General features: G+C 52.4%; 26 protein-coding genes. 17 read left to right on the top strand and 9 right to left on the bottom strand.

Annotated features, from left to right (window positions below; translation table 11 throughout):
* Nucleotides 1-20: 20 nt before the first annotated feature.
* Nucleotides 21-440, bottom strand: coding sequence for a VTT domain-containing protein (locus HS100_17105; GenBank protein ID MBE7435638.1), 420 nt, complete (start codon nucleotides 438-440; stop codon nucleotides 21-23).
* Between the two features lie 102 nt (nucleotides 441-542).
* The gene (gene vanZ / locus HS100_17100) at nucleotides 543-905 is read right to left on the bottom strand and encodes a VanZ family protein (GenBank protein MBE7435637.1); all 363 of its coding nucleotides are present in this window, start codon (nucleotides 903-905) and stop codon (nucleotides 543-545) included.
* 32 nt (nucleotides 906-937) lie between these two features.
* Between vanZ and pabB the strand changes: the two genes are divergently transcribed.
* From pabB to HS100_17075, 5 genes are all read left to right on the top strand, one after another.
* Entirely contained in the window at nucleotides 938-2,647 is a 1,710-nt protein-coding gene (gene pabB / locus HS100_17095; protein ID MBE7435636.1) for an aminodeoxychorismate synthase component I, read from the top strand.
* Between the two features lie 34 nt (nucleotides 2,648-2,681).
* A complete protein-coding gene (locus HS100_17090; GenBank protein MBE7435635.1) occupies nucleotides 2,682-2,864 on the top strand; it encodes a hypothetical protein in 183 nt (60 codons plus the stop codon).
* Nucleotides 2,865-2,927: 63 nt separating this feature from the next.
* A complete protein-coding gene (locus HS100_17085; protein ID MBE7435634.1) occupies nucleotides 2,928-4,757 on the top strand; it encodes an alkaline phosphatase family protein in 1,830 nt (609 codons plus the stop codon).
* On the top strand, nucleotides 4,744-5,316 hold the full coding sequence (locus tag HS100_17080; protein ID MBE7435633.1) for a hypothetical protein: 573 nt from the start codon (nucleotides 4,744-4,746) through the stop codon (nucleotides 5,314-5,316). Before HS100_17085 ends, HS100_17080 begins: the two co-directional genes overlap by 14 nt.
* A gap of 7 nt (nucleotides 5,317-5,323) precedes the next feature.
* Nucleotides 5,324-6,847 (top strand): sulfatase-like hydrolase/transferase, encoded by a 1,524-nt coding sequence (locus tag HS100_17075; protein MBE7435632.1) that lies wholly within the window; start codon nucleotides 5,324-5,326, stop codon nucleotides 6,845-6,847.
* 19 nt (nucleotides 6,848-6,866) lie between these two features.
* On the opposite strand, the gene HS100_17070 is transcribed toward HS100_17075, so the two are convergent.
* On the bottom strand, nucleotides 6,867-7,445 hold the full coding sequence (locus HS100_17070; protein ID MBE7435631.1) for a sulfotransferase domain-containing protein: 579 nt from the start codon (nucleotides 7,443-7,445) through the stop codon (nucleotides 6,867-6,869).
* A 113-nt stretch (nucleotides 7,446-7,558) separates the two neighbouring features.
* Here HS100_17070 and HS100_17065 point away from each other — a divergent pair, with 113 nt between their 5' ends.
* On the top strand, nucleotides 7,559-8,356 hold the full coding sequence (locus tag HS100_17065; protein MBE7435630.1) for a thioredoxin domain-containing protein: 798 nt from the start codon (nucleotides 7,559-7,561) through the stop codon (nucleotides 8,354-8,356).
* On the opposite strand, the gene HS100_17060 is transcribed toward HS100_17065, so the two are convergent.
* Both HS100_17060 and HS100_17055 read right to left on the bottom strand, forming a co-directional pair.
* Entirely contained in the window at nucleotides 8,256-9,956 is a 1,701-nt protein-coding gene (locus HS100_17060) for a recombinase family protein (GenBank protein MBE7435629.1), read from the bottom strand. The two genes, HS100_17065 and HS100_17060, sit on opposite strands and share 101 nt — an antisense overlap.
* A 76-nt stretch (nucleotides 9,957-10,032) precedes the next feature.
* Nucleotides 10,033-10,272, bottom strand: coding sequence for a hypothetical protein (locus tag HS100_17055; GenBank protein ID MBE7435628.1), 240 nt, complete (start codon nucleotides 10,270-10,272; stop codon nucleotides 10,033-10,035).
* A 654-nt stretch (nucleotides 10,273-10,926) separates the two neighbouring features.
* Between HS100_17055 and HS100_17050 the strand changes: the two genes are divergently transcribed.
* The 9 genes from HS100_17050 to HS100_17010 all read left to right on the top strand — a co-directional run bounded on the left by HS100_17050 (nucleotide 10,927) and on the right by HS100_17010 (nucleotide 19,795).
* Complete coding sequence (locus tag HS100_17050) at nucleotides 10,927-11,559, top strand: hypothetical protein (protein MBE7435627.1); 633 nt, start codon at nucleotides 10,927-10,929, stop codon at nucleotides 11,557-11,559.
* Nucleotides 11,560-12,262: 703 nt separating this feature from the next.
* Nucleotides 12,263-12,436, top strand: coding sequence for a hypothetical protein (locus HS100_17045; GenBank protein ID MBE7435626.1), 174 nt, complete (start codon nucleotides 12,263-12,265; stop codon nucleotides 12,434-12,436).
* The gene (locus HS100_17040) at nucleotides 12,430-12,633 is read left to right on the top strand and encodes a hypothetical protein (protein ID MBE7435625.1); all 204 of its coding nucleotides are present in this window, start codon (nucleotides 12,430-12,432) and stop codon (nucleotides 12,631-12,633) included. The genes HS100_17045 and HS100_17040 overlap by 7 nt, the downstream gene beginning before the upstream one ends.
* Nucleotides 12,634-12,769: 136 nt before the next feature.
* Entirely contained in the window at nucleotides 12,770-13,540 is a 771-nt protein-coding gene (locus HS100_17035; protein MBE7435624.1) for a ParA family protein, read from the top strand.
* A 9-nt stretch (nucleotides 13,541-13,549) separates the two neighbouring features.
* Entirely contained in the window at nucleotides 13,550-14,152 is a 603-nt protein-coding gene (locus HS100_17030; protein MBE7435623.1) for a hypothetical protein, read from the top strand.
* Between the two features lie 220 nt (nucleotides 14,153-14,372).
* Nucleotides 14,373-16,337, top strand: a complete 1,965-nt coding sequence (locus HS100_17025; GenBank protein MBE7435622.1) for a hypothetical protein — start codon at nucleotides 14,373-14,375, stop codon at nucleotides 16,335-16,337.
* Nucleotide 16,338: 1 nt separating this feature from the next.
* A complete protein-coding gene (locus tag HS100_17020) occupies nucleotides 16,339-17,469 on the top strand; it encodes a hypothetical protein (GenBank protein ID MBE7435621.1) in 1,131 nt (376 codons plus the stop codon).
* Nucleotides 17,466-18,347 (top strand): hypothetical protein, encoded by an 882-nt coding sequence (locus tag HS100_17015; protein ID MBE7435620.1) that lies wholly within the window; start codon nucleotides 17,466-17,468, stop codon nucleotides 18,345-18,347. The genes HS100_17020 and HS100_17015 overlap by 4 nt, the downstream gene beginning before the upstream one ends.
* Nucleotides 18,347-19,795: an LCP family protein gene (locus HS100_17010; protein ID MBE7435619.1), complete on the top strand. Its 1,449-nt coding sequence runs from the start codon at nucleotides 18,347-18,349 to the stop codon at nucleotides 19,793-19,795. Before HS100_17015 ends, HS100_17010 begins: the two co-directional genes overlap by 1 nt.
* A 55-nt stretch (nucleotides 19,796-19,850) precedes the next feature.
* On the opposite strand, the gene HS100_17005 is transcribed toward HS100_17010, so the two are convergent.
* The 4 genes from HS100_17005 to HS100_16990 are packed head-to-tail and all read right to left on the bottom strand — an operon-like array spanning nucleotide 19,851 to nucleotide 23,080.
* Nucleotides 19,851-21,296 carry a HAMP domain-containing protein gene (locus HS100_17005; protein ID MBE7435618.1) on the bottom strand — a complete coding sequence of 482 codons (1,446 nt, stop codon included), beginning with the start codon at nucleotides 21,294-21,296 and terminating at the stop codon, nucleotides 19,851-19,853.
* Nucleotides 21,286-21,987, bottom strand: coding sequence for a response regulator transcription factor (locus HS100_17000; GenBank protein MBE7435617.1), 702 nt, complete (start codon nucleotides 21,985-21,987; stop codon nucleotides 21,286-21,288). The genes HS100_17005 and HS100_17000 overlap by 11 nt, the downstream gene beginning before the upstream one ends.
* A 33-nt stretch (nucleotides 21,988-22,020) precedes the next feature.
* Nucleotides 22,021-22,332, bottom strand: coding sequence for a hypothetical protein (locus tag HS100_16995; GenBank protein MBE7435616.1), 312 nt, complete (start codon nucleotides 22,330-22,332; stop codon nucleotides 22,021-22,023).
* A 25-nt stretch (nucleotides 22,333-22,357) separates the two neighbouring features.
* Nucleotides 22,358-23,080, bottom strand: a complete 723-nt coding sequence (locus HS100_16990) for a hypothetical protein (GenBank protein ID MBE7435615.1) — start codon at nucleotides 23,078-23,080, stop codon at nucleotides 22,358-22,360.
* 149 nt (nucleotides 23,081-23,229) lie between these two features.
* Here HS100_16990 and HS100_16985 point away from each other — a divergent pair, with 149 nt between their 5' ends.
* Together HS100_16985 and cadA are read left to right on the top strand one after the other, a co-directional pair.
* On the top strand, nucleotides 23,230-23,580 hold the full coding sequence (locus tag HS100_16985) for a helix-turn-helix transcriptional regulator (GenBank protein ID MBE7435614.1): 351 nt from the start codon (nucleotides 23,230-23,232) through the stop codon (nucleotides 23,578-23,580).
* Entirely contained in the window at nucleotides 23,573-25,660 is a 2,088-nt protein-coding gene (gene cadA / locus HS100_16980; GenBank protein ID MBE7435613.1) for a cadmium-translocating P-type ATPase, read from the top strand. Before HS100_16985 ends, cadA begins: the two co-directional genes overlap by 8 nt.
* The last annotated feature ends 119 nt before the right edge of the window (nucleotides 25,661-25,779 follow it).

The following is a 25,779-nucleotide window of genomic DNA, read 5'->3' as shown; positions in this document are numbered from 1 at the left end:
CGAGCGAGTATTAGGATGTTCTAAAGAATCGTCAACTTGAATCCCAACATATAACTGACCCCCACCAAAAGCGTATTCCACATATACGCCCCGCTGAAGGATGCGCCGAAGAACAAGGCGAAGTTCATGCGCGTGATTCCCGCGGGCAAACTGACCATGGTCCGCACACCGGGCAGGATGCGCCCGAACATGACCAACATCACCCCCCAGCGCTTGAATACATTCTCCGTCCAGTCGATGTGACGGGTGTTCATACGGAAGCGGCTCGCCACCCGCCACGCCAGCGGACGTCCGCCCAGGCGCGCCGCCCAATACATCAAGATTTCGCCCAAAACCGAGATCACAGCGGGGATCAATCCGCTGACCAATACGAACAAGACCGGCTGCCCTTCAACGAACGCGCGGGCGATGTAATACAGACTTTCCAACTGACCGAACAATGCTTCCTCTACGACTCGAGAATTGAGCGCGCATTCTAAGAGGAATCAATAAGTATGGGATGAGAGGAAGTAACCCCGCCGATTCGAATGAGGCAATCGCGATCAATCCGATTTGCGAGCGGAAAAATAATACCGATGGATGATCAACGCGATCATCGCCCCTAAGTTATCGAAAACGAATACATCGATCAAAGATGCCCTGCGGCCTGGCACAAAGGATTGATGGAATTCATCCGTGGCGGAGTAGAGGATGGCAAAAAACCAGGCGAGGAAGTAATTCCGCTTCGGTAGTGCGCGCAGGTAGGACAGAGCAAGCAATCCATACCCAAAAGCATGAGCGCTTTTCTTGAGGAAATAATCCCAGCCGCCGAAGTTCGGCAGTTCATCGGATGAGCGCGAAGAAACCGCGAAGATGACGATCATCAATACCAGGGCGGGAAGCCAGCGCGGTACAATATCAAGGATTTTGTTCATCAGAGGCTCCTTTGATCGGCGATGTGATTCTCAAACAGAATGACGCGTGGTTAAAATTTTCCCGTCCGCGCCAGGTGATTGTAACCGGTAAGTTGGAGGATGTCCGCAAGGGATTGAGGGAGGTGGAGAGGCTGGTCGACGAAAAAGGCTGGACTGCCGCAGGCTTCGTCAGTTATGATGCCGCGCCCGCTTTCGATCCCGCCCTGAAGGTAATCCCCTCGCAGGGTTTTCCGCTTTTGTGGTTTGGATTGTATGACGAATTACAAGAGCTTCAGAATTTCGAAGTTTTTCAAGACTTCGGAATTCTCTCTCCGACCACCTGGCATCCCGATACTGAAAAGGAAGCCTACAATACTGCCATCCAGAACATCAAAGGACACATTGCAGAAGGCAGAACCTACCAGGTCAATTACAGCATGCGGCTCAGCGCCGATTTCCATGACGATCCCCTCCGCCTCTTCGCTCACCTCGCCCATTCTCAAAATAAATATGCAGCTTTTTTGGATATTGGAGACTGGGCGATTTGTTCCGCATCGCATGAGCTATTCTTCGATTTGGATGGTGAAGACATAACCGGACGACCCATGAAAGGAACCGCGGTTCGGGGACGAACCAATGAGGAAGATAAAAATATCTCGAATTGGCTACGCGCATCTATCAAGAATCGCGCCGAAAATGTGATGATCGTCGATATGATCCGCAATGATATCGGGCGGATCGCAAAGATAGGCAGTGTGCATGTTCCAGAGTTATTCACCATTGAGAAATATCCCACCCTATTTCAAATGACGTCGACAGTAAAGGCAAAGATCCACGCCTCGGTGACGGAAATATTCTCCGCACTCTTTCCTTGCGCCTCCATCACTGGAGCGCCAAAGGTCAGCACAATGGAAATCATCGCCGACTTGGAGACCAGTTCGCGAAAGATCTATTGCGGCAGCATCGGTTATATCGCCCCAAACCGCAAAGCGCGATTCAATGTCGCGATCCGCACGGCGCTGGTCGATAAGCAAGAGAGCAAAGCCGAGTACGGGGTCGGCGGCGGCATTGTTTGGGACTCCACGCCTGCCGATGAGTATGACGAAGCCCTGCTCAAAGCCCGCGTACTCACCGACCCACCGCAAAAGGAATTTTGCCTTTTTGAAACAATGCTTTGGACGCCGGAAGATGGATATTATCTCCTTGATCGTCATATCGCGCGGATATTGGACTCAGCGGAATATTTCAGTTTCGCCGCAGAGGATCCAGGGAAAAAAATCAGGCAGTTTTTGATCGGATTAAGCTCTGGATTGGATGCGCCCCAAAGGGTAAAAGTCTTTTTGAACTCGAAAGGAGAAGTCTCTGGCGAAGCCAGAGGTTTCCAACCGAGCGACAAAATATTCAAAGTTTGCCTGGCGGGTGGACCCGTCAACTCAAACGACCGTTTCTTATTCCACAAAACCACCAATCGGGAACCTTATGAACGAGCGGCGGTCGCAGGATTTGACGATGTCCTGCTTTTCAACGAAAAAGGCGAGCTGACGGAATTTACCATTGGCAATCTGGTCGTGCAGATGGCTGGAAACCTTTTTACTCCACCCGTTGAATGCGGGCTACTGGGGGGCACGTTTCGGGCGGAGCTGATCGCTCGCGGCGAGGTGAAGGAACGGGTGCTCAGGGTCCAAGACCTGGCCGGGTGCGAAGCGGTGTTCCTCGTCAATTCTTTGAGAAAATGGGTGCGGGTTTTGTTATAATCCAAGCCGAGCAAGATAAAGAAAAGAGGAATATATGTATATCGACCCAAGTTCAGGCGGAATGCTGGCACAAATTCTCGCGGTTGCGTTCGGCGTGGTCTCCGGCGCGGTGCTGATGTTCTCCGGCAAGATCAAAATGACCATCGCCAAATGGCGCCGGTCCATGCGCAAGGAAGAAAACGAGACAGGCGCGGATAACACTTCAGAACAGAAATAACTGCTGCAAAACAAAGGAGGCGGTCATCTATGCAGCCGACAGTCGCCTCCTTGTTATAAAATCATGCGAACTCTCATCATCGGGTTGGATGCATTCGACCCGGCTTTTTTTGAAAGACTCCATTCGCAAGGCAAAACGCCAAACTTAAGCAAACTGCTCGAGGCTGGTGGCTATTCGCGTTTCCGCGTATCGGACCCGCCGCAAAGCGAAGTTTCATGGACGAGCATCGCCACCGGCATGAATCCCGGCGGTCATGGCATGTTCGACTTCGTGCATCGCAACCCCGCCAACTACAGTTTGCAGGTCTCATTGCTGCCGACCCAAAAAGGCTTGCTGGGTCGGCAATTCATCCCCCCTCACGGCGCGCGGACGATCTTCGATGAGATGGTCGAGGAGGGTTATCCCGCCACTTCGATGTGGTGGCCCGCAACATTTCCCGCCAGGCAAGCCTCGCCGGTTCAAACCATCCCCGGTTTGGGCACGCCGGATATATTGGGGCGTCTTGGTGTGGGAACTTTTTTTTCGGTCGAAGAACTTCCAACCGACCCGGAAAGAAAAACCGCTGTCCGTAAGTTGGTTGTAAAAGGGTCGAGATATACCGGCACGCTTGAAGGTCCGGCTAAAAAGACCGGCACAGTAAATATCGATTTTGAGTTTGAAGTCAATGACGGCGCCGCAACTCTGTATGTCGCAAAGCAAAAAGTAATTTTGAAACCCGGCGAATGGAGCGGTTTCCTTGAATTACCCTTCGCGTTGGGTCTCGGCATGACTGTTAAAGCCATCAGCCGCGCCATTCTTATCGATCTCGATCCCGTTTCCATTTATTTCCTCCCGCTGCAACTTCACCCCCTCGCCTCGCCCTGGCCCTATGCCACACCGAAAAACTTCATCCAGGATCAATGGATCAAGAACGGACCGTTCCTCACGCTTGGCTGGCCCCAGGATACGACGGCGCTTAATGAAAATATCATCGACGACGAACAATTCCTCAAACTTTGCGAAATGATCGACGAGGAACGCGAGCGCGTGCTAATCCATGCGCTTGATTCGTTCAATGAGGGTTTGCTCGCCTGCGTATTCGACAGTCTTGACCGCGTCCAGCATATGTTCTTCAAGCGCCGCGAGGATGTCATCGAAGCCTGGTATAAACGCCTCGACCTGATGGTTGGACGAATAATGGAAAAAGCCTCTCGAAACAAAAAAACCCGCATCATCATCGTCTCCGATCATGGATTCGGTCACTTCGATTACAAAGTCCACTTGAATGGATGGCTGGCAGAGCGCGGTTATTTGAAGACGGAAAACCCCGCTCTTCGACAAGCTCAGGACAGCGCCTCCTCCGACCTTCGGTCTGTGGACTGGTCTCAGACTCAAGCCTACGCTCTGGGTTTGAACAGTCTTTATGTCAACCTCGCCGGGCGCGAAGGCAGAGGCATCGTCAATGAAAACGATGCGGCGCAACTTCTCGCCAAACTGAAGGATGAACTCCTTGGATGGAATGGCCCGAATGGGGAGTCTGTGATTCAATCAGCCTTGATTCGCCGGGAAGCTTTCGATGGTCCGCTTGCAGAACACGGTCCCGACATCTTCGTCGGCTATCGCCCGCCTTATCGCGGCTCGGCAGAGACAGGCCTGGGTCAATGGCGGGGCGAAGCGATCCAAAAGAATGAAGAACACTGGGAGGCGGATCACTGTTTCGATTCGAGAGCCGTTCCCGGTGTGATATTCTCGAACGAAGGGCTTGCAGATTTTTCTTCACCCTCCTACAGAGACATCCCTGCGCTCACGATCGGAAAAGACCTAAAGACTCAGTCGTCCGCGCCGCCGCCCAAATACAGCGATGAAGACCAGGATGAGATCGAAAAGAGGTTAAAGGACCTTGGCTATCTCTAAATATTATTCCCGGCAGGGATTGTGGACCCTGTTCCTGATGTGCGCCCTGCCGCTTCATATCTGGACGTTCATCCTCGCCTTTCGCGATTTCGACTGGGTCGCTGCGCGCACCAACTCGTGGGATGCCGTCGGCGTGATCGCTTATGGCTTGCTCTTTGCATTCATCGAAAGCGCGATTGTCTTCTTCGTGGTGGTGCTGCTTGGGTTTTTCGTGTCGAACAAATGGGGGGAAAAGAGGCGCGTCGGGTTGATGAGCGCACTGATCATCATCCTCTCGCTCTGGTCGATCTTCAATCAATACTATTTCCTGAATGAACTGGATACTCCCGCCTGGTTGGTCAGCCTCGCGGCCGCAACCGGACGACCTCTCGTGACCTTGTACGCGGTTGCGCTGGCGGCATCGGCGATATCGATTCTTTTTCCGGTATGGTTCATTTTGAAATCCGACAAGGTGTTGGGATTCGTCCATGAATCCATCGACCGGCTCTCCATCCTGATGTTGCTTTATCTGTTCTTCGACGCGGCAGCGCTCGTCGTTGTGCTGATTCGCAATCTGTGAGGATTTGATGAACGGCGGAATAAACAGGCGCGATTTTCTGAAACTCGCAGGGCTTGCTTCACTCGGGTTGGTCATCCCGCCCTCCATTCAACTTGCCGGGAGTCGCTTGCAGGGTGATAAGAAGAACGTTGTGATCGTCGTCTTCGACGCATTGAGCGCATATAACATTTCATTGTATGGATACGAGCGCGACACCATGCCCAATCTTTCGCGGCTGGCGAAACGCGCAACGGTCTTTCACAATCATTACGCCGGCGGAAATTACACCACGCCTGGAACGGCGTCTCTCCTGACCGGGACCCTTCCTTGGACCCATCGCGCCATCCGATTCAATGACGGCATGAAAGATGATTTCGCCGGGAAGAGCATCTTCCGCGCCTTCGACGATTATTACTGCATCGGCTACTCCCACAACACACTCGTCAACACGCTCTTTAGTCAGTTTTTAAGCGACATGGACGAGCGCATCCCGCAGGATAAGTTCTTTATCTTCAACGATGGTTTCATCCAATCCGCCTTCAGGAACGATCAAGACGCCGCCACTGTCGCCTGGGCGCGGACCATTAAACGCACCGAGGGATATTCCTATTCATTGTTCCTTTCGTCGTTCTACGAACAATACCGCAACAGCAAAGTTAAGGACGTCGCTGACCGGTATCCGTACGGATTACCCAACGTCAACAAGGACAATTACTTCATGCTCGACCAGAGCATTGACGCTCTTGGGGCTCGAATGTCTGAAATCCCCCAACCCTTCATGGGGTACTTCCACTTCCTGCCGCCGCATTACCCCTACAAGCCGAACAGAGATTTCGCCGGGGTCTTTTCATACGATTCGTTCAAACCATTAAGCAAACCCCAAGACCTGTTCACCGAAGGCAGGTCGGACGATTTCCTGAACAAATGGCGGGTTCCCTACGACGAATTCATTCTCGATCTCGATAACGAATTCGCCAGATTTTTCGACAAACTCGAATCCTCGGGCTTGCTGGATGATACCTGGCTTGTCTTCACCTCCGATCACGGCGAACTCTTCGAGCGCGGCATTTGGACCCATTCCACTGCGGCGTTGTACCAGCCCGTCGTGCGCGTGCCGCTTTTGATCTTCGAGCCGGGAAATCAGACCGGGCGGGATGTCTACGCTCCCACCTCAGCCATCGACCTGATGCCCACGCTTCTTCATCTCACCGGGCACGAGATTCCCGCCTGGGCAGAGGGATCGATCCTGCCGCCATACGCCTCCGCCTCTGGTTCAGGGACAAGCGGTGTGATGGCTGTGCAGGCAAGATATAACGACCCGGCCTTGCCTCTTACCGAAGCCAGCGTGATGCTCGTGCAGGACAATTACAAACTCGTCTACTACACCGGTTATAAGGAAATCGACGCGGATAAGGAACGATTCATACTATACGATGTAAAGTCAGACCCGGAAGAACTCAGCGAATTGTCCCAAACGAAAAGGGAAACCGCTGCCGAAATGGTTGACATGGTCAAGACCCGGTTGGACGAGTCGAACGAACCGTATTTGTGAGCCGGATTGCAACTCCGTTTTACTTCCGTTGGCGGTAAAACTGCTCCTGAGGGACAGCGATCATGGCCGGGGTATCCAACGGGATTCCCAAGAAGTCCGCAGACTTTGCTGCAAATTCAGCAGGCGCCTTCAAAAGATCGTTATACCGGACGAATAATACATCCATATTGAGCTGCGCCCCCAGCCAGGCTTTGACCTTGTCCAGGTGTTTCCCATACAATTCGGCAAACTTTCCATCCTCCGCGGGATTCCCTGTCTTTCCACGCCGCTCGAGCATCTTGCGCTGGGAGGCGAGGATCTCCATCATCTCACGCTCCATAAAGATGACCTTATAGGAATATTCCGAAGGCAGGTGTTCCAGTAATGCGGAGATGACCTTGACGACCTTCCCCCGTGCATCGCCCACCCAGGCGATATCCCCTTCCTTCAATTGCTTCACCCGCTCGAATTCATAATAGCCCTGCAAATTATCGTCGTCCGCCGTGCGGATGTTATCGGTGAGGATTTCCAACCCGCCCGCTTCGAGCATCTTCATCATCATCGATGTCCCCGAGCGCGGCAAGCCGGAGACGATATAGATCGGTTTGTTTTTTTCCATCATTTCAGTTGACCAGTCCTTGTTTCATTGTGCGGGCATGATACCCGTAAATCCAGGAATTGAAAATACGTGCTATCCGATATAATTCGTAGACCACTCCTTTCAAAGGCAATATGTCCAACCGTCTTGCAACTGCAACCTCCCCCTACCTTCTCCAGCATGCAGAAAACCCGGTGAATTGGCTTCCCTGGGGGGATGAAGCATTGAATAAAGCCAAAATCGAAAACAAACCGATCTTTCTATCCATAGGGTACGCCGCATGTCACTGGTGTCACGTCATGGCACATGAGTCATTCGAAAACCCCGAAACCGCGGCGTTCATGAACGAGCATTTCGTCAACATCAAAGTGGACCGCGAGGAGCGCCCCGACCTCGACAACATCTACATGCAGGCGACCATTGCAATGACTGGCTCGGGCGGCTGGCCCATGTCCGTGTTCCTGACGCCGGACCTCAAGCCGTTTTACGCAGGCACGTACTTCCCGCCGACCCGCAGATACAACATGCCATCATTTCGGGAGGTGCTGGAAGGGCTTGCAAATGCCTGGGAAAATCAACGCAATGAAATAGAAGATACCGGCGTCAAGGTCTATCAGCATCTACATTCTCAAGTAAAACTCGACGGGGATGAACGACTGACGTCAGAACATCTCGACGCCATCGCAAAAGCCATTCAGGCGGCGTATTACTGGGGCACGGGCGGTTGGGGTGACGCGCCGAAATTCCCCCAGCCCATGGCGCTCGAATTTTTACTTCATCATGCGATTGCGCGCAAACAGGATGAATATCTCAAACTCATCGAACACTGTCTCAAAACCATGGCGCGCGGCGGGATGTACGATGTGGTCGGCGGCGGCTTCTCTCGCTACAGCACCGACGATCATTGGCGCGTTCCGCATTTCGAGAAGTAGGGTCCCCAATCGATAACTTGTTTCTACCCAAGAAACACCATACATCTACATATTTTTGATTGTCTTCCACTATAAAAGATGCTCTCACATCCAACAGTTCAATAATTCTCCTGCGATCTTCAAACGATTCGTCGCCCGGCTCCAACCCCTCTGCAATCTGAGCAGCGAATTCCACAATTTGACGAATCTCATTATCTGTTAAAGCTTCCGATTCCAGGTTCAAATTCAATTCATCACGTTCCTTCTCAAAAGCTGCAAGGGTCGATTCCAATTGTTGTTTTTTATCAATCAGCAACTCCCTTTGAACCTGTCCAGATATATATAGATCGAGAACACGATCCAGTTGAGATTTTGAACCCTGCCATAGATCCTCCAAAACAATCAAGCGATCGCGAATCGGAGCGCAGAACTGCTCTCTTCCTTCCTGATACTCAGCAAGTCCATGCTCCAACACCCCGGGTTTCGTGAGGAGATCTTTTACCCAGTTCCAAACCAATGGGTCAACAATATCGACTCGAAAACTCGGAAGGTTGCACTCGACATTGGCAATGTTCCCCATATAACCATTACAACGATAGTAAAGATAATATCGAAGCTCCTTACCAGTTGGTCGAGTAGCATAGCAATTGACACTGCTTTTGCACAAACCACACCTAACCCGACTCCGAAGTAAATACTCTCTCTTTATATGGCGAAGTGATTCACTGGTGTTCAACTTTCGTTGAATTTGTGCGCGTTTCCATGTTTCCTCAGAGACAATCGCCGGTACATCAAAGGACAGCCACCATTCACGGGCGTTGTTCGGGTGGTAACCTCCGAAAGTGTTTCGCTTTCCGTAATGCCAATGGCCTGCATATGTTTCTGAACCCAAAATCCGCATGACCAACCTCCCGGACCATTCTCCTTTTCCGCGCTTTTTGAACATCCCGCGAATATCCGCCCAGGTGGGAACTTTCATTGCGGTCAATCTTTTGGCAATATCACGTGCAGACAGACGTTTTCCACGTTCGTCGCCCTCAACATAAAACCTGTAAACCATTCGTACGACTGCTGCCTCCTCTTCATGAATTACCAAATTTTTTCCATCCTCTGATAAGCGATAACCAAATGGGGGCTTATTTCCGTGAAGCATAATCTTCCCGTTTTTGACCACCTGCCGCCTTCCGCGCACCATGCGCTCGGCAATTTTCTCACGTTCGTATTCAGCGATAGTCGCACGAATATGTTTGTTCAAACGCCCTTCCGGCGAGTTCTCGTAACTGGCAAGTACATAAACAACTTCGACACCGGCCCGGTTCAATTGTTCTTCAACGATAAGTTGCTTCGCAAGCTTACGACTGAGGCGGTCAATCTCGCGAACCACCAATACATCAAACTCCCCTTTTTGCGCCATATCACGTGCGTGATTAAGTTCAGGTAATTCAAATGAAGCGCCGGATGCACCACGATCATCCTCGGCTAATTCTGCAATGACTTGCCATCCATTGTCGAGTGCAAAATCCCGGCACATTTCCAATTGTCCTGCCAGATTACGTCCTTCCTTGCCGCGGTCATCGCTGGAAACTCTTGCATATAGTACAGCACGTTTAATTGTATTCATAATCTTCCTTCAGGGGTAATATTATTTTTGGGGGAATGGTATAGGATTAGCAGTGCCAGACCGGGCTGGCTGTCGCTTAGTTGCGGGACGGCTGGTAAAGGATTTCCCGCATTTCCTCAAAGAGCTGTGGTCCCAACACAAGGGATTGTTCATGGGAGGCAAGTTCAAAGGAATTCACAAGATCGGCTAATACCATGCCGATATTTCCTTCAACCTCCAACAGGCTCTTTCCGCTTGCTGCCTCCTGCCACTCCTGGCGGAATTTGGAAAGGATCGAAATAGCTTTTGTTCGTGGACTTGGATTCATGTTTAGCATCAGATGGCTCCTTTTGATTATTGGAGCGACCTCATTCTGCCCGGTCAGAAAAGAAATCGCCCCGGTGAATCCCACCAGGGCGTGAAAACTGGGCTGATATAATGAAGTCAGCCCGTCCCTCCGCTTCTATCGGTGGGTTGGGTCAGGGTCGTGCGTGTGTTCCACCACATTCACGGCCCGTTTCAACAGATATAATTATCGTACTGATACGATAATTATACTACACAGAAATCAAAAGTCAATAATCCCCCGCCCCATCGATTTATCGTCTTTTTGAACCAGGCTTTGGCTTTGCTCCGCGACGTTCCCCCAGTTTCTCTGCATGCTTTATATAAGTTTCCAGGGAACGCCGGCTGACCTGCCATGACGGTCCCCACTTTCGCCCCACCACTTTGTTAGATCGAATCAATTGACGGATGTAATCCGGGTTATAGCCGCTTACACGCGCAGCATCATAGGTAGTCAACCAATCGTCCATAAAACAATTCTCCCAAAATTAATTATAACTTGGATGGCAGTAAGTTTGCTTGTCGCAAGGAGTATGTATTCGATACGACGGCCATTGGCTTGGGGAATTTCATGAATTCGTAGTTAGGTGATTGTAAGTTTTTTCACATTCATTTTTTCGGGCTTCTCAATTAAAATTTTAGCCTTATGTCTAAATACACCAAACGTAGTCATATTCATCCTAAATTACGGATGGTGCTGTATTTGATTTTGTCCATATTCGGTGGATTATTGTTTGGTTCGATCCTCTGGGTCTTCCATCGAATTCAAACAAGATTTGGGGAGGAACTCGCCGAAGTTGCGGCAGCACTCATGTCCATTCTTATCCTGGCGTTAATAATGGTTGGAATGCGCGCCGGCTGGAGCCTGGACCGTTTCATTCGACATCGCAGAATCGACCTTTGGCAAATTCACCGATCCATCAGAAAGACCGGATATTTCCTTTCGTTGCTGGGATATGAGGAAGTTCAACCTCAGACGAGCCTGCTCGAATCAGGGATTTCAAACACAACCCAAATGCTGGCAAGCATGGATAGACGGAAACGGCGCGGCAGACCTCCCACCCACTCGCTTGATCGCTGGATGCGGGTCGTATTAGCCTGGGAAAATCGCGATCCATTCCGAAACCCCATGACCTTGACCGAATTCCTTTCCCAGGAATTTGGTACGTATGCTGACGGTACTCCCTGCATGTCTGAGAACAGTTTCTACGAGAATCGAAAAAAGGTATTTGAGGAACTTCGCAAAAACGCTGCCCTACAACAGGAAACTGGAACATAAAATCAAGAGAGAGTAATCCCCAATAAAAGCCGCTGCTCATGCGGCTTTTATTTTTTTTCAACGAGATCTGTAAATCCAAGTTGATAACAACGCCTAAAAAACATTACATTTAGCATAGGATTTATGTGATTTGCGTCTATGGCGGTTTCTACTTGGCATTAATCTTTTTGAAATACAATTATTTTTCACGCAAATGGGGTCCATTACACTAACGATAGAGGCGTTTACCATCCCGATTTCAATTCATACTGCATGAAATGGTACTTAACGTAGTGTTTTTTTGACCCAGTATCATACCTAACGGGTAAAAAATGAATTCATTATTTATCGGTCTCCTCGTGGGCATTGTATTCTTCCTTTTCCCCATTGTGATTGGAATAGTGTTGTTCTTTATCCTGATTGTACGCATCAGATGGATATTCAGGAAAAGAGACGATGATATTCAATCATATCCAACCCGCCCATATAAGACTCATCTTTAATTCACTCCACTACATTTTCCAAAAATACTCTCAGGGGCTACATGAGTATCGAGAATACCCATCAAATAATGCCGCCGGAATTTCCGTAGAATTCCTGTGACTCATAATGGGGAATTAATTGACTCCCGCCGTGTAAAAGAGCCGCTGTACGTGGCTCTTTTATCTTAACCCAAGCGAGGTTGAACATGGCCAGAGTTGTCATATACCTTCTCGAACCAGAAATGAACGCACTCAATCAATTAGCCCAACAGGAATATCGACCCGTGAAGTCACAGGCAGCATTGATCATCAGAAATGAACTCAAGCGTCTTGGACTGATCGAGGGACAACTGGCAGGCGGAGACAAACAAACCGAGTTATCTGCCGAAACCGATGACAGGGGTGCAGCATGTTAGAACAGCCCACCCAGGAAATCGAACTGACCGCCGAACAACGCCGCAATCTGGGGCATGTATATCGCATGATCCTTGGCTGGCGAAGGGATCGTAAAAATAAAACAGCATCCCCACCTGTATCCGAATCGATGTCCGGAGAACACCAATCACCACAGACTGAATCGGGTTCCGCCGAACAGACAGAAAGCGAGTCCTGAGATGTTCACAGGAATTTTCGTCGGACTCGCCATATTTGGCGGAAGCATCCTTATCGGGGTGATCGTTTTCTTTCTTTTGTTCTGATCCCCTCAGAGCCTGATCCATCTTCATCGTTTTCAAAAATAGGAACATATCATGTCCACCAAAGTCATCTGTATTGCCAATCAAAAAGGCGGGGTCGGCAAGACCACGACTGCCGTATCCCTCGCCCACTGCCTGTCTCAAAAAGGCCGGCGCGTATTACTGATCGATCTTGACCCACAAGGTCAATCCGCCACGGCACAGGGACTCAACCCCGAACCCGGCGCGTTTTATCTGCTCACAATGGGAAGCACACCGCAGGAGACCACCTTTGTGCAGTCATGGGTGCGTTTCTCCGGTCGGGAAGGACTATACCTCCTGCCCGGCAACCAACAGACGATGGCTGCCCAGACCGTGCTCAACGCGCAGGACAAACCCATCTCCGCCATTCGCCAATCGATCCAGCGCTTCTTCAAGGACGGACTCCACTACATACTCTTCGACACCGCGCCCAGTGTCGGCGGCATCCAGGAACGCGCGGTCTGGGCCTCCGACCTCGTGATCGTGCCGACTGCCACCGAGTTCCTTTCCGCCGACGGCGTCTCGAAGGTGCTGCTCATGATGAGCGTGCTTCAGGAAAAGAAAAACTGGCGCGGAAATCTATTGGGCATCCTGCCGACCTTCTTTGATGAACAAACCCGCGAGAGCAAAGCCACGATGGAAAACCTGAAGGAACGGTTTGATGCAAGTGTTCTGCCACCCATCCATCGCTCCACGTTGTTACGGGAATGCGCCGCCGAGGGAAAAACCATTTTTGAGTTTGATCCTGTGTGCCGGGCTGCCAAGGAATATCAAACATTGACCCAGCACGTGCTGAAATTTTAGGAGATGGATATGACCGGACGACGCGACCCTTTTGACAAGACCGAAACGCCCATCCCTGTTCAACCACCCAGCCTCTATGACTCCCTGCGTGTGGCAGCGCCGCGCAAACGCAGCCGCCAGTGGGAAAAACAGCAACAGAGCCGCAAGGTGGTCTATCGCGGCATCGATCCCAAACTGGCATTGAAGGTGAAGGCAATTGCGGATGATCTACAAGTCCCCGCAGGAGAGGTGGCATGTGCGGTGCTCGAATACGCGCTGCGGTCCTATGAACGCGGTGATTATGATCTCCACCCGCGTCCCAATCCGGAACGCATGCGCATGACCCTCTTCCCACGAAGCGACTCCGCACATTCGATCAACAGACCTCAACGTACTGCCAAACATAAACGACCGGAAGCCTTGTGGCGGGTCATCACCACCTGGCGCGGCTTCTCTCCTGAACTCAAACAGGAACTGGCAGCGCTTGCCTCCGATGATGGCTTGCATGTACCCATTGGGGAATTGATCACGGCTCTGCTACGCTTTGGTCTGAAAGCGTATGAAACCGGATTGCTGGTGCTTGAACCCAAACCGAAATCCACCACATTTACTTTAGCGCACAAAGGCAAATGATGACGTTCCGCCAAAAATTACTTTATCAATGGAATGAGATGAAGAACGTGGGCGGCAGAGACAACGTGCCGCCTGCGCCCTGTCCACGTTCCGCCCACGCATCCGCCTGCGTTGCCGCCTACGTTGAACGCACAGGAAGGGCTGAGGCGAAAGAAATCCTGCGCGAACGGTCTGTGAGACCTGTGAAAAAAAACAGGCTTGTTTTGCGAGGAGGTTATGCATGAGCGATCTTCAACAAGCCTGGAGTTCCGTGTTGACTCAACTACAGATGGACATGCCGCGCGCCTCCTTCGAAACCTGGGTGCTGGGCACGGTTGCGTTGGGATTGGAAAACGATGTACTGCTTGTTTCCACGCGCAATGCCTATGCCCGTGACTGGCTGGAGTCCCGCCTGACCAGCACGGTGCAGCGATTGCTGGTTGGCATTCTGAATCGTTCCGTCTCTGTGAAGTTCGTTGTCGGTGATGAGTCGCAGGAAGAAATGGAAACAGAAGCGGAGGAAACGGACGAACCTGAATTGAACATTGAGCCGGTGCAATGGCTGGATTATGACCGCATCGTCCAGCCGCACAAGCAGGTCGTGGTGAAGGGCTACTTGCGAAGACTGGGAATGGAGATCGGACCCAAGGCGGTCTGGTTGTATGTTGGATTTCATCAAACAGCATGGCGGGTGCAGGATCAGCACCAGACATCTGGAAAACCATTGCACAGCCGCGAGGTGATGCGTTTCAGCGCACTGAGCAATGGCGCCTTCTGGCGGTTGTTGAAACATGCCGGCATCCAGGATCAGTTGAATGGGTTGGTTCAGCGCGTGGATCCACAGGATGCACGCCGTTTCCGGCGTGGACGGGACGGACGCCCTCATCGCGCACCGATCCGCTATCAGGTCTTCATGACTCCGCGCCTGACACGCGCCGACGCCATTGCGGTTCATCTGCGGTTGAAAGCATGGATCGAAAAACATAACTCCGTCTCCAATGCCCTGCAGGAGCTGCTCGCCGTGGAGGATGTCATGGATCTGCTTACTCCGCTGGATATGAAACTGCCTCATGCACCCACACCTGCACTTGCGCCAGGTGCAAGTGTGAACACGGTGATGGATATGGCGCGTTTGGAAACAGGTGAAAACTTTTCACCTGAAATCGAGCGTCTCGCGCAGGAACTGCATCGCAGGATCATCAACTGCCTGGGTGACATTCACATCCCACATTACTTCATCACAGAGACCATCCACCGCTATAACCTGACGCCCGCGCAGGCCTGGTTGATCACGGTCGCGCGCGATATGGCGTTCATCAATGCCCGCACTGGCGAGCGGCGGGATGTGGTGACCTTCAAGCATGGATATCAGGAGATGGCAGAACTGATCGGTTCCAACCGCTACAAAACCGTACAAGCCTGGCTCCATCTGCATTGGACTTCGCAACAACGCGGGGGCAACCTCTCCCGCTTTCTGCAAGAAATCGATCTGCCCGATTCAAAGACCTACGCCGACCTGCGCGTGGAGTCGATGCCGCGCGCCTTTCGGGTGTTGCTGGACGAACCGCTGGACGCAGATGGGAGTAATAAGGTGGACGCAAATGGGAGTCATATGGCAGACGCAGATGGGAGTATTAGCTGGACGCAAATGGGAGTATTAGCAGACGCAAATGGGAGTCATATGGTGGACGCAAATGGGAGTGATTTAAACTCTTTTAAACACCCCTTAAACACCTACAAGAAAAACACTTCCACCACCCAGCACACGCAAAGCCGCTGCGCGAAAGCGGCGGAGGCGGTCGCTCCTGATTTTTGGGAACTCGAAACCCTGCTTGCACAAAACGATGTGCATCCCAAAGTCCAAAAAGAACTACTCGAAATCCAGGCCTCTGTGCATGCCTTTGTCTCGTGGGTGCTGTACGTTGCCAGCCCGCAAAGTGGAAATCTTTCCGATCCCTTGGGCTATGCCATCAGCCGCTTGCGCGAACATCCCCTGCGTGAAGCACGCGGAGTCTTCCGGCAATTTGCCGACCTGCCACCGGAAGAGTTGCTGGCCTTGATCGACTCCACCCCCACCCGGGCATATGAACTGCCCGCGAAAATTGAACACCCACTCGCGCACGCCTGGAAGAAGGCAATGGGTTCCAATAACCCCAGGCTGCCCGTTGTGCGCGAAATCCTCTTTGGCGAAGGAGCCAGTGAATAACATGCAATTACAGTTTCTGATCACCTCCGAACAACGCGCCTCCGGCGCCATGTTCATGGAGTCTTTGAACGATACCGTGCTGGCGTTTATCTATCCGACAGATGGAACGCGCACCTTCCACACCTTCTTCTGCCCGCCCATGCGGATCCTTGCACTCACCGCAGATGGACAGGTGATATTCGATGAAGTCATCACCAAATGGCGCTGGGTGAAATTGCCCGTTTGTAAGTACGTGATCGAGACCGGCCCCAAGGTGGACTATCGCCCATATCTCCAAACAGTTTTATCCGTTGCGCCGGACCTGCCTCAACAAGGTTCAATCGACCCGAGCCTGCGCATGGACAGTTTGTTGTTCGCACTGTTGGCAGAAGCGGTTGCCGACATCCGACGCATCCGCGATGCCCATCGCGGCGAGGTTCGTCCCGAGGTCCAACGGCGCAGATTCGAAGCCTGGGAACGCGGGCAAATCGTGAGTTCTGCCGGGTTCATCCTGGATCTTTCGCATGCCTGGCATCTGCCGGATGGCGCGGTGAAGTTATCGTATTCCGTCTTGAAAGCCGAGGAACCCTATCTGGATGAGATCGTGGCGGCGTCCGTGGCTGGCATCCCCTGGCGACACGAATTTCCCAATCACTGCATTCGCTGCGGCAAGTCCGCTTCCTGGCGACCGATCCTCAACCCTGCCCCGAATGCCCCGGTGGAAATTCTGTGGCGGTATCAGCGACCGGAGAATGCCATCCCGATCTGCCATCACTGCACGGAAACCTTGAACTTGCTGCGGGATGAGTCATTGCAACTTGACCTGGTCTGGGGCCTATGGGGTCCGCGCTTCGAAGCCTTTTGGGGATGGCATCGCGCAAAGAAGAATAACCGTTTGTCCAAGGAGTGGGATATGTATACCCACCCGCTTTGGCCGGCAGATTTTGGCGGAGAACAGTGGGAGACGGGCAGCGGCGCTTTGAAGTTCGCCGAACCGCGTCCGCCTCATCAGGTTATCCGGGATGAAAAACACATGCAAGCCTTGCGCCGTGGGTTGTACAGCAAAAAGTTTCGCGGGCGACAGCCGGGGGAGACCCCCTTGCAGAAGTTATTAGACTTCCGTCTCGATATTTCACAAGGAGAACCTCGATGACTTTTTTTGCCTTTCTCGGCGCGCTTAGTTTGAGCGTGCTCGCATTTGAACTGCTGAACGTTTTTCAGAATGCCTTCAGCACCTTTGGTGGGAACCGCCTGAGCAACTTCACTTCACAACCCCAAACCAAACGCCGTTCCACATGGGAAGCGTTATTGATCGCTATCCTGCCGGGACGCTTCGATCCGGATCAGGCGAAGAACATGGGGGATGTGATCAGCCTCTTGAGACGTGCTGGCTATCCCTACGATACCCCCGGTGAATTCTATGCCGTGGCGATCCGCGATTTCTCGACCTTTCTGCTGGTGGGCGGGATGTTGGCAGGAGCGTTAGCCGCCATGAACATCATCGCTGTTGCGCCAGTGATTGCCGGCATCTTCGTCTTACTGGGATTACGCCGACCCTATGTGCGCCTGAAGACACTCGCAAAGAAACGCGCCGAGTCGCTGCGCAATAACATGTTGATCGGTCTCTCTGTATTGAGTTCATTACTTTCTTCCGGCGTTGGGGTGCAGGAAGCCCTGCGCCGCGCTTCGACCGTGGGTGGACCATTCTGTAATTTACTTGGTTTGCTTGTTGCGCGCATGGAAGTGGAGGACTTCACCAAAGCCATTGATGTGACCCGCGCTCATTTGCCAGATCCAAAGGATGTGGAGGCGAATCTATTCCTGCGTGACATCTATGACTTCTTCGCCAACAATCGTCCAGTCCTGTCGAGCGTGCAGGGGCTGCAGGAGTCTGTTCACCGTTCCGTGGTGGAATCAACTGAGGAACGTGCAGCTCTCGTGCGTCAGCGCGCCGGCTTATTCGGGGTGATGGCGGTGCTGGGTCTGGTGCTGGCGATCATCGCGCCGTTCATGGGGTCGGGGTTGATGTAATGCCAGGTTCACGAACTCCGAATATTTATCATCCCTTTTGGCGTTCGCTTGCCTATTGGATCTTTGTTACGGCGGCTATGCTTGCTGCGTTTTTCATCGTCCGCAAACTGACTCTCTGCTGGACCCTGACTGCCCTGCCAGGTGTGCCATCCGCAGAGTGCACTTTACAAAACCAACCATCTTCCGATCTGCCGACATCTCCCGATCCGGCAACTGCAAACGATCTTCCAATTGAAATATCCGCGCCGAAAATGGAGCTGCCTCAATGGGACGGCGCCAGTCGGATCAACATCGCCTTCTTTGGCTTGCGCGGCGACGATGGACACGGAGAAGGTTGCCCGACCTGCACCGATACGATCATGGTTCTGACTGTGGATCCGGTCACAAAAACTGCGGGCATGTTGTCCATCCCGCGTGATATGTGGGTCAACATCCCCGGTGCAGGATACAGTCGCATCAATACCGCCTGGGCAATTGGCGAGAATGCCAAATTGCCGGGCGGCGGACCTGCCTTGGCAATGCAGACCGTTTCGCAATTCATCGGGGTTCCGATTCATTATTATGTGCAGGTGGATTTTGGGACCTTTGTTTCGTTCATCAATCTGATTGGCGGCATCGATGTGTATGTCGAGGAACGCATGGTGCTTGATCCGCTCGGCGAGGGACCAGATCATTTTGTGTTGAAGCCGGGAGATTACCGCCACCTGACCGGACCGCGCGCCCTGGCGTATGCACGCTGCCGGCATGAATCACAAGGCTGTTCGGGCGGAGACGTGGGACGCGCCAAACGCCAACAACAGGTCATCCTTGCGATCCGCGACAAGGTGCTGGAAGGGGAAACCTTTGCCACCTTGATTACCCAGGCGCCGCAGTTGTATGCAGAATTTTCCTCTGGGATCCACACCAACATGTCGTTGGAAGATGCGATCCAACTGGCAGTGTTGGGGAAAGACATTCGGGTGGAGGACATCAAGCGAGGCGTGATCGATACCACAATGGCGATCCCGGCGGATACAACCATCAACGGTGTGCCTGCCAATGTCCTGCGCCCGGTCCCCGATCTCATTCGCATCCTGCGCGATGAGATCTTCGTTCCCGGCGGACCTCTCAGTCCATTGGCGCAAGGTGATCCAATGGCGCTGATGCAATCTGATCAGGCGCGGATCAGGATTATCAATAACACTTATACTGCCGGATTGGAGCAAAGCACAGCCTCTTTTCTATCCACCCAGGGTATGCAGGTGGTGGAATTTGGTCCACCGACTGATGCGTCCAACACCACCAAAATAATTCTGTACACCTCAAAGTTATATGCCCTGCGGTATTTGACGGAACTCTTTGGGGTGGGGAGTCAACAGGTAATCATCCAGCCTGATCCTGCATCAACGGTGGATATTGAGATTCGCATTGGAGAGGATTGGGTCGGCAGATTGCCAGCAGGGTATTAGAACGCACACTGATGATTTCGTACTACTTAGTTGTATGTGCCGTAACTCCATTAAATCAATTCAGCAGTGTAAATCCGAATGTTGCTCCCTGCCCAGGTTTACTGTCCACCCACACTCTGCCGCCATGCGCTTCCACCAGTTGCTTGACGATAGCCAACCCGATCCCTGACCCACCGCTGGCGCGCGAACGGGATTTGTCGGCGCGGTAGAAGCGGTCAAAGATATAAGGCAGATCATCAGGCGGAATCCCCTCGCCCGTATCGGATACGGTGACGGACAACTCCTGAGGTTTATGGCTTTGGCAGGCAACAGTCACACACCCACCTGCGGGAGTGTGACGCAGGGCGTTGCCAAGCAAGTTCCGCATGACCTGTGTCATGCGATCAACATCCACTTCAATTGGTGGAAGGTTGGAAGCGAGGTCGAGATTGAGCTGCACTTCGCTGGATTGCGCCTGAAGGCGGAATGGTTCAACCGCGCGGGTTATTAGTTCAACCACATTGATTTTGGCGCGTTCGAGTTTCAGTTGTCCCGATTCAGCCAGTGAGAGCAATCGCAAGTCCGTGACCAGGCGTGTCAGCATTGCCGCCTCGTCCCGAAGGGTTGCAATTTCCTCCGGGCTGGTCGGCAGGATGCCGTCCAGCATGGCTTCGAGATTTCCCTGGATGATCGTAAGGGGAGTCCGCAGTTCGTGGGCGACATCAGCGATCAAGTTGCGGCGTAGTTCCTCGTGTTGTGCGAGCGAGTCCGCCATTTGATTGAACGCGGTTGCCAGTGTCCCTATCTCATCTTGTGACTGGGTGGGAATGCGCTGTCCCAAATCTCCAGCCGCGATTTTCTGGGCGGCATTGGTCAACTTCTGCACAGGGGAAACAATTTGAAAGAATAAGATCGAGCCAAGGACTAATGCTACAACAGCCGCTATCACTCCCGCCAGCCAGGTGGAATGATTGACCGATGAAATAAAATCCCCTGCTGGATTGGATACATTCGTCCCTGCATAAACTGGCAGGAGCGTTCCCACCTGCTGATTTCCTACCAGAATGGGCACACCCGCCGCGAGGTCCGCCGAGGAAATGGTCTTCCCTCTATCCAGCGCGGCACCGTCTGCAACGATGGTTCCCTGCGCGTCGGCAAGCAGAAGGCGTATTCCCATCATGTTCCACGGATTGGAGTCCCCCATGCCCATTTCGCCGTTCATCGCCATGCCGTCCCATATGCCCCAACTTCCCTCATCCATCATCCCCATGCCATCCCCCATCATGGAATTGCCCCAGGGGTTATTGAGAAGACCTTCCACACCCTGCCAGTTTCCCTGTCGGCTGTAATACTGAGCAAGCGTCGGCGCAAGTTGTTGCGCAAACGCTCTTCCATTTTGATCAATGTATTGGCTGAATTGAGTCCGCGTTGAATGGCTAACCAGGTACGTGTCAATCCCGCCGCCGATTAATACGATCAGCAGAAAAGCGCCCATCAACTTAAGCCACAGACTACGCATCATGTCGGAACTCCGCGGAGAATCGATATCCCACGCCAAAGACAGTTTGAATAAAGCGTGGAGCACGGGCATCGTCATCCAGTTTGGCGCGCAGATTTTTGATGTGTTGATCGATCACGCGCTCGTACCCTTCATAAGCCACACCTTGAGAGGCTTCCACCAATTGCAATCGGGTAAATGCCTGACCTGGATGGCGCATCAAGGCAGTCAGGATTTCGAACTCAGTGGGAGTCAGTTCGAGAGTTTGATTCGCTTGCGTTACAGTATGACCGTCGAGGTCCAGAATGAGCGTATCCGCGTGCAGGATCGGAGGTGGCTGTACCTGTCCACGACTTCGGCGTAGCACCACCCTGACACGGGCTGTCACCTCACGCGGGCTGAACGGCTTGGTGACGTAGTCATCTGCGCCCAGTTCCAATCCGATCAATTTGTCACTCTCTTCGCTGCGGGCGGTGAGCATGATGATAGGTGTATCCCTCTCGCGGCGGATCTGGCGACAAATCTCCCAGCCATCCACGTGCGGTAGGTGTAAGTCAAGAATCACAAGGTCGGGCTTCTCATGCCGAAAGGCTGGCAGAGCCAATGCGCCATCGGCGATGATGACGACCTGATAGCCAGCCTGTTCGAGATACAGACGCAGGGTCCGCGTGATATGCGCCTCATCTTCTACAACCAAGATTTTATCTGCCACGATCTATCTCCTGCTATTCGCACCCGACTGTGAAGCTCATGCCTGTTTTTGCGTCAGAGTACGAACGATCCAGAAAATGCCACCAACGACCAGTGCGAGAACGCCGAGCGGAATGAACCACATGAACAGCATGCCGAAAAATCCAAAGGGCATCATACCCCAGCTGCCCATCATGGGTGTGAAGCCGCGATAACCGCCCATCATATTTCCATAACCGTTCCAGCCGTTTGCGCAACCATACCCATAGGCGGAGCTGTTTCCTCCGAAGGGCAGGAACATGCCGCCGAACAGTCCAAGAACGAAGAGGGTGATTGCGCCAATTACGATCCAGAGTGCAATGTTTTTCATTTTATCATCTCCTTAATTTGAGCAGTTAGTTATTTGGAGCGCCCAAGGCGATCCAATCCAGGATGGTTTGAATTTCTGTTGAAGTAAGCGGTGTGCTGCGGAAGGGCATGTAACCGCTGTACACGTAATAAGCAAGGCGGCTGTTATTGACATCACTGGGGAATACGACTGCACCGTTTACACCACCCTTCATAACATTCTCATATGTGTCGAGAAACAATCCATTCGTCCCGCCGTGACAGGCAATACAACGCGCGGCAAAGATGGGCTGAACGTCATCCTTGAAAGAAACGGGAGTGGAAGGAGTGGAATATGTGGTTGAGTCGTTGGAAACATTGGGAGTGGCATTCCAATTGGGATTGGACTGCCAGCCGTTCATCATGCCGCCGTGCATACCATTCCAATTTTCATAATCCCCGTCGTGCATTCCCCAACCTGACTGTCCCTGAGGATTCATCATCCAGCCATGTTCCCATTCTCCCTGGGGATTCATCATCCACCCGCCGCGTCCCCACTGTCCCTGTGACGGAATGACAGGCGACGTAGTCTGCGGGACGGGCGTTACCTGGGGCTGTTGTGGAACTATCGTGGGTTGAAATTGCTGTTGCGGAATAAATGTCGGCTGAAAAAATTGTTGAGCAGGGATGTTGGCATTTCGTGTCTGCGTGATGAATGTCCCAGCCACAAAGCCGCCCACTAGCAATACTCCTGCCGCGACCAGTCCGAGAATAATTTTTACGAATTTCATGGGTATCTCCTGTTTGTGAAGTTATACACAGGATACCCGTCAGATATATAGAAGTTGTGTAGAAAAAGTAAAAGTCTGATATATGCCTTGACAATTCATCTTGATTGAGTAAAATATCATTACATACTGATACGATGATATGAGGAAATATGCTAATCACTTCCACCACCTCCAGCATTGACCTGCAAGCCAAACTGTTTCGTGGCTTCGCCGACCCCTCGCGCTTGGGAATCCTGGATGCGTTGCGCAATGGACCGTTAACCGTAAGCGAAATCGTCGAGGCTACCAGTCTCTCTCAGCCTAATGTTTCAAATCACCTGGGTTGTTTGCGTGATTGTGGATTGGTCACGGCTGAACAGCAGGGACGATATGTCACCTACTATTTGAGCGATGACCGGGTAGGTGAACTGATTGCGCTTGCCGAGTCGTTGCTCGCTGATGTCGCGCGCGGTGTCTATGAATGCACACGTTACAACATAAAGGTTTCTAAAAATGGCTAACACACAAACCCTTGAAATCCCCATCTCCGGCATGGATTGCGCTGAATGCACCCAGCACGTTCAACATGCCATTGAGAAACTGCCCGGCGTGCAATCGGTGAATGTATTTCTCGGCACGGAAAAGGCAGTCGTAAAACTCGACCCGGCTCAGGTGGATATTCCGATCATACGCGCGGCAGTTCAAGGTGCCGGATATGACGTTCCTGCTTCAGATGCCCCGAAAGCTGATCCCGTTTCAATGGGCGATTTCAACCGCCGATTAACTGTCATGCTGGTCGGCGTGTTCACGATCATTATCAGCGTGGTCATCTTTGGTGAAGTCCTCGGATTGTTCGACTTCCTGAATGAACGCGTCCCCTTCCTGTTTGGTTTTGCGTTAGTGATCGCGGGCGGTTATCCTGTCTTCAAGAATGTCATCCGAGCCACTCTCAAACGCCAGATCATCTCTCACACCTTGATGACGCTCGGTGTCATCGCCGCGCTGGTTGTTGGTCAATGGGTCACTGCGGCATTGGTCGTGGTATTCATGCGCATTGGTGATTACGTGGAAAACTTCACCACCGAGAGCGCACGACGCGCAGTCAAGGAATTGACCGCCCTCTCCCCGCAAACCGCCCGCGTGGAACGCGACGGTACGGAAGTGGAAATCCCAGTCAGCGAAGTAAAAGTCGGCGAGACCATCATCGTGCGTCCTGGAGAAAAGATCGCCGTGGACGGTGAAGTGGTCAGCGGGCAGGCAACCATTGACCAATCCGCCATCACAGGCGAGTCCATGCCCGTCGAAGCGGCGAATGGAACGCATGTCTACGCCGCGACCATTGCCAAACTGGGCAGTCTGCGCATCCGCGCTGAAAGAATTGGATCGGACACCACCTTTGGGCGCGTGGTCAAAATGGTGGAGGAAGCCGAAGCCCATCGCGCTGATGTACAACAACTCGCAGATAAGTTCAGCGCCTGGTATCTTCCTGTAGTCGCTGTCATTGCTGGGTTAACATTCCTGTTCACACGCAATCCGTTATCAACTGCGGCGGTATTGCTGGTCGCCTGTTCGTGCTCCTTTGCACTGGCGACGCCCGTTGCCATGCTTGCGTCAGTGGGCGCAAGCGCCAAACGCGGATTGCTCATCAAGGGCGGCAAATATCTTGAATTGCTCGCGCGTGCTGATGTATTACTCGTAGATAAGACAGGCACACTCACCCTCGGTCAGCCGCAGGTGACGGATGTTGTTCCTTTGAATGGACTCTCACGCTCTGAAATCCTCTCCCTTGCCGCCTCTGTCGAACGCTATTCCGAACATCCATTGGCGGAAGCGGTTCGGACGCTTGCCCGTGAAGAGAATGTCTCGTTGGTCGAACCCCAGAATTTTGAATCCGTGCCTGGGTATGGAGTGCGCGCCGTCATCGACTCTCGTCGTGTTGCTGTAGGCAATCGTCGTTTGATCCCCGCCGCTGTCGCATTGTCCATTGCTGGTGAACTCGAAGCGCAGGGTAAAACTCTCCTTTTCATGGAAAGAGATAACGAACTTGTTGGCGTGTTTGCCGCCGCGGACACCTTGCGCTCTGAAGTTCCCGCCGCACTGAAAGAAGCGCGTTCCTTGGGCATCCGTCATATCGAGTTGCTCACTGGGGATAATGAACGCACTGCCTCGGCCCTTGCCGATAAACTGGGTGTGTCCTATCGCGCCAATTTGTTGCCCGAAAACAAGATTGACATCGTGAAGGAATATCAGGCAAAGGGACATGTGGTTGTGATGGTCGGTGACGGCGTGAACGACGCGCCCGCGCTTGCCCAGGCGGATATTGGCATGGCAATGGGTGCGGCAGGCACGGATGTCGCCATCGAAGCGGCGCATATCGCCCTCATGCGCGAGGATTGGAATTTGGTGCCCGATATCTTGAAGATCGCGCAACGCACCATGCGGGTCGTAAAAACAAATCTCTTGTTTACGACTGCCTATAATGTCATTGGGCTGACACTTGCCGCCCTGGGTTTTCTTCCCCCTGTCCTTGCCGCCGCCGCGCAGTCCCTGCCCGATATCGGCATCATGGGAAATTCAGCGAGATTGCTGAAACAAAAATAACCATCCCCATTCCCATCATCGGATAAATACCTTGCAACTATAAGCGACACGGATCAACCTCCCCAATACTCAACTCTATATGATGTCGGCTGGCAGAAAAACTGTCAGCCGATTTTTTA

This window comes from Anaerolineales bacterium (assembly GCA_015075725.1).
Taxonomy (GTDB): Bacteria; Chloroflexota; Anaerolineae; order Anaerolineales; family Villigracilaceae; genus Villigracilis.
This window is presented reverse-complemented; position numbering and strand designations above follow the sequence as displayed.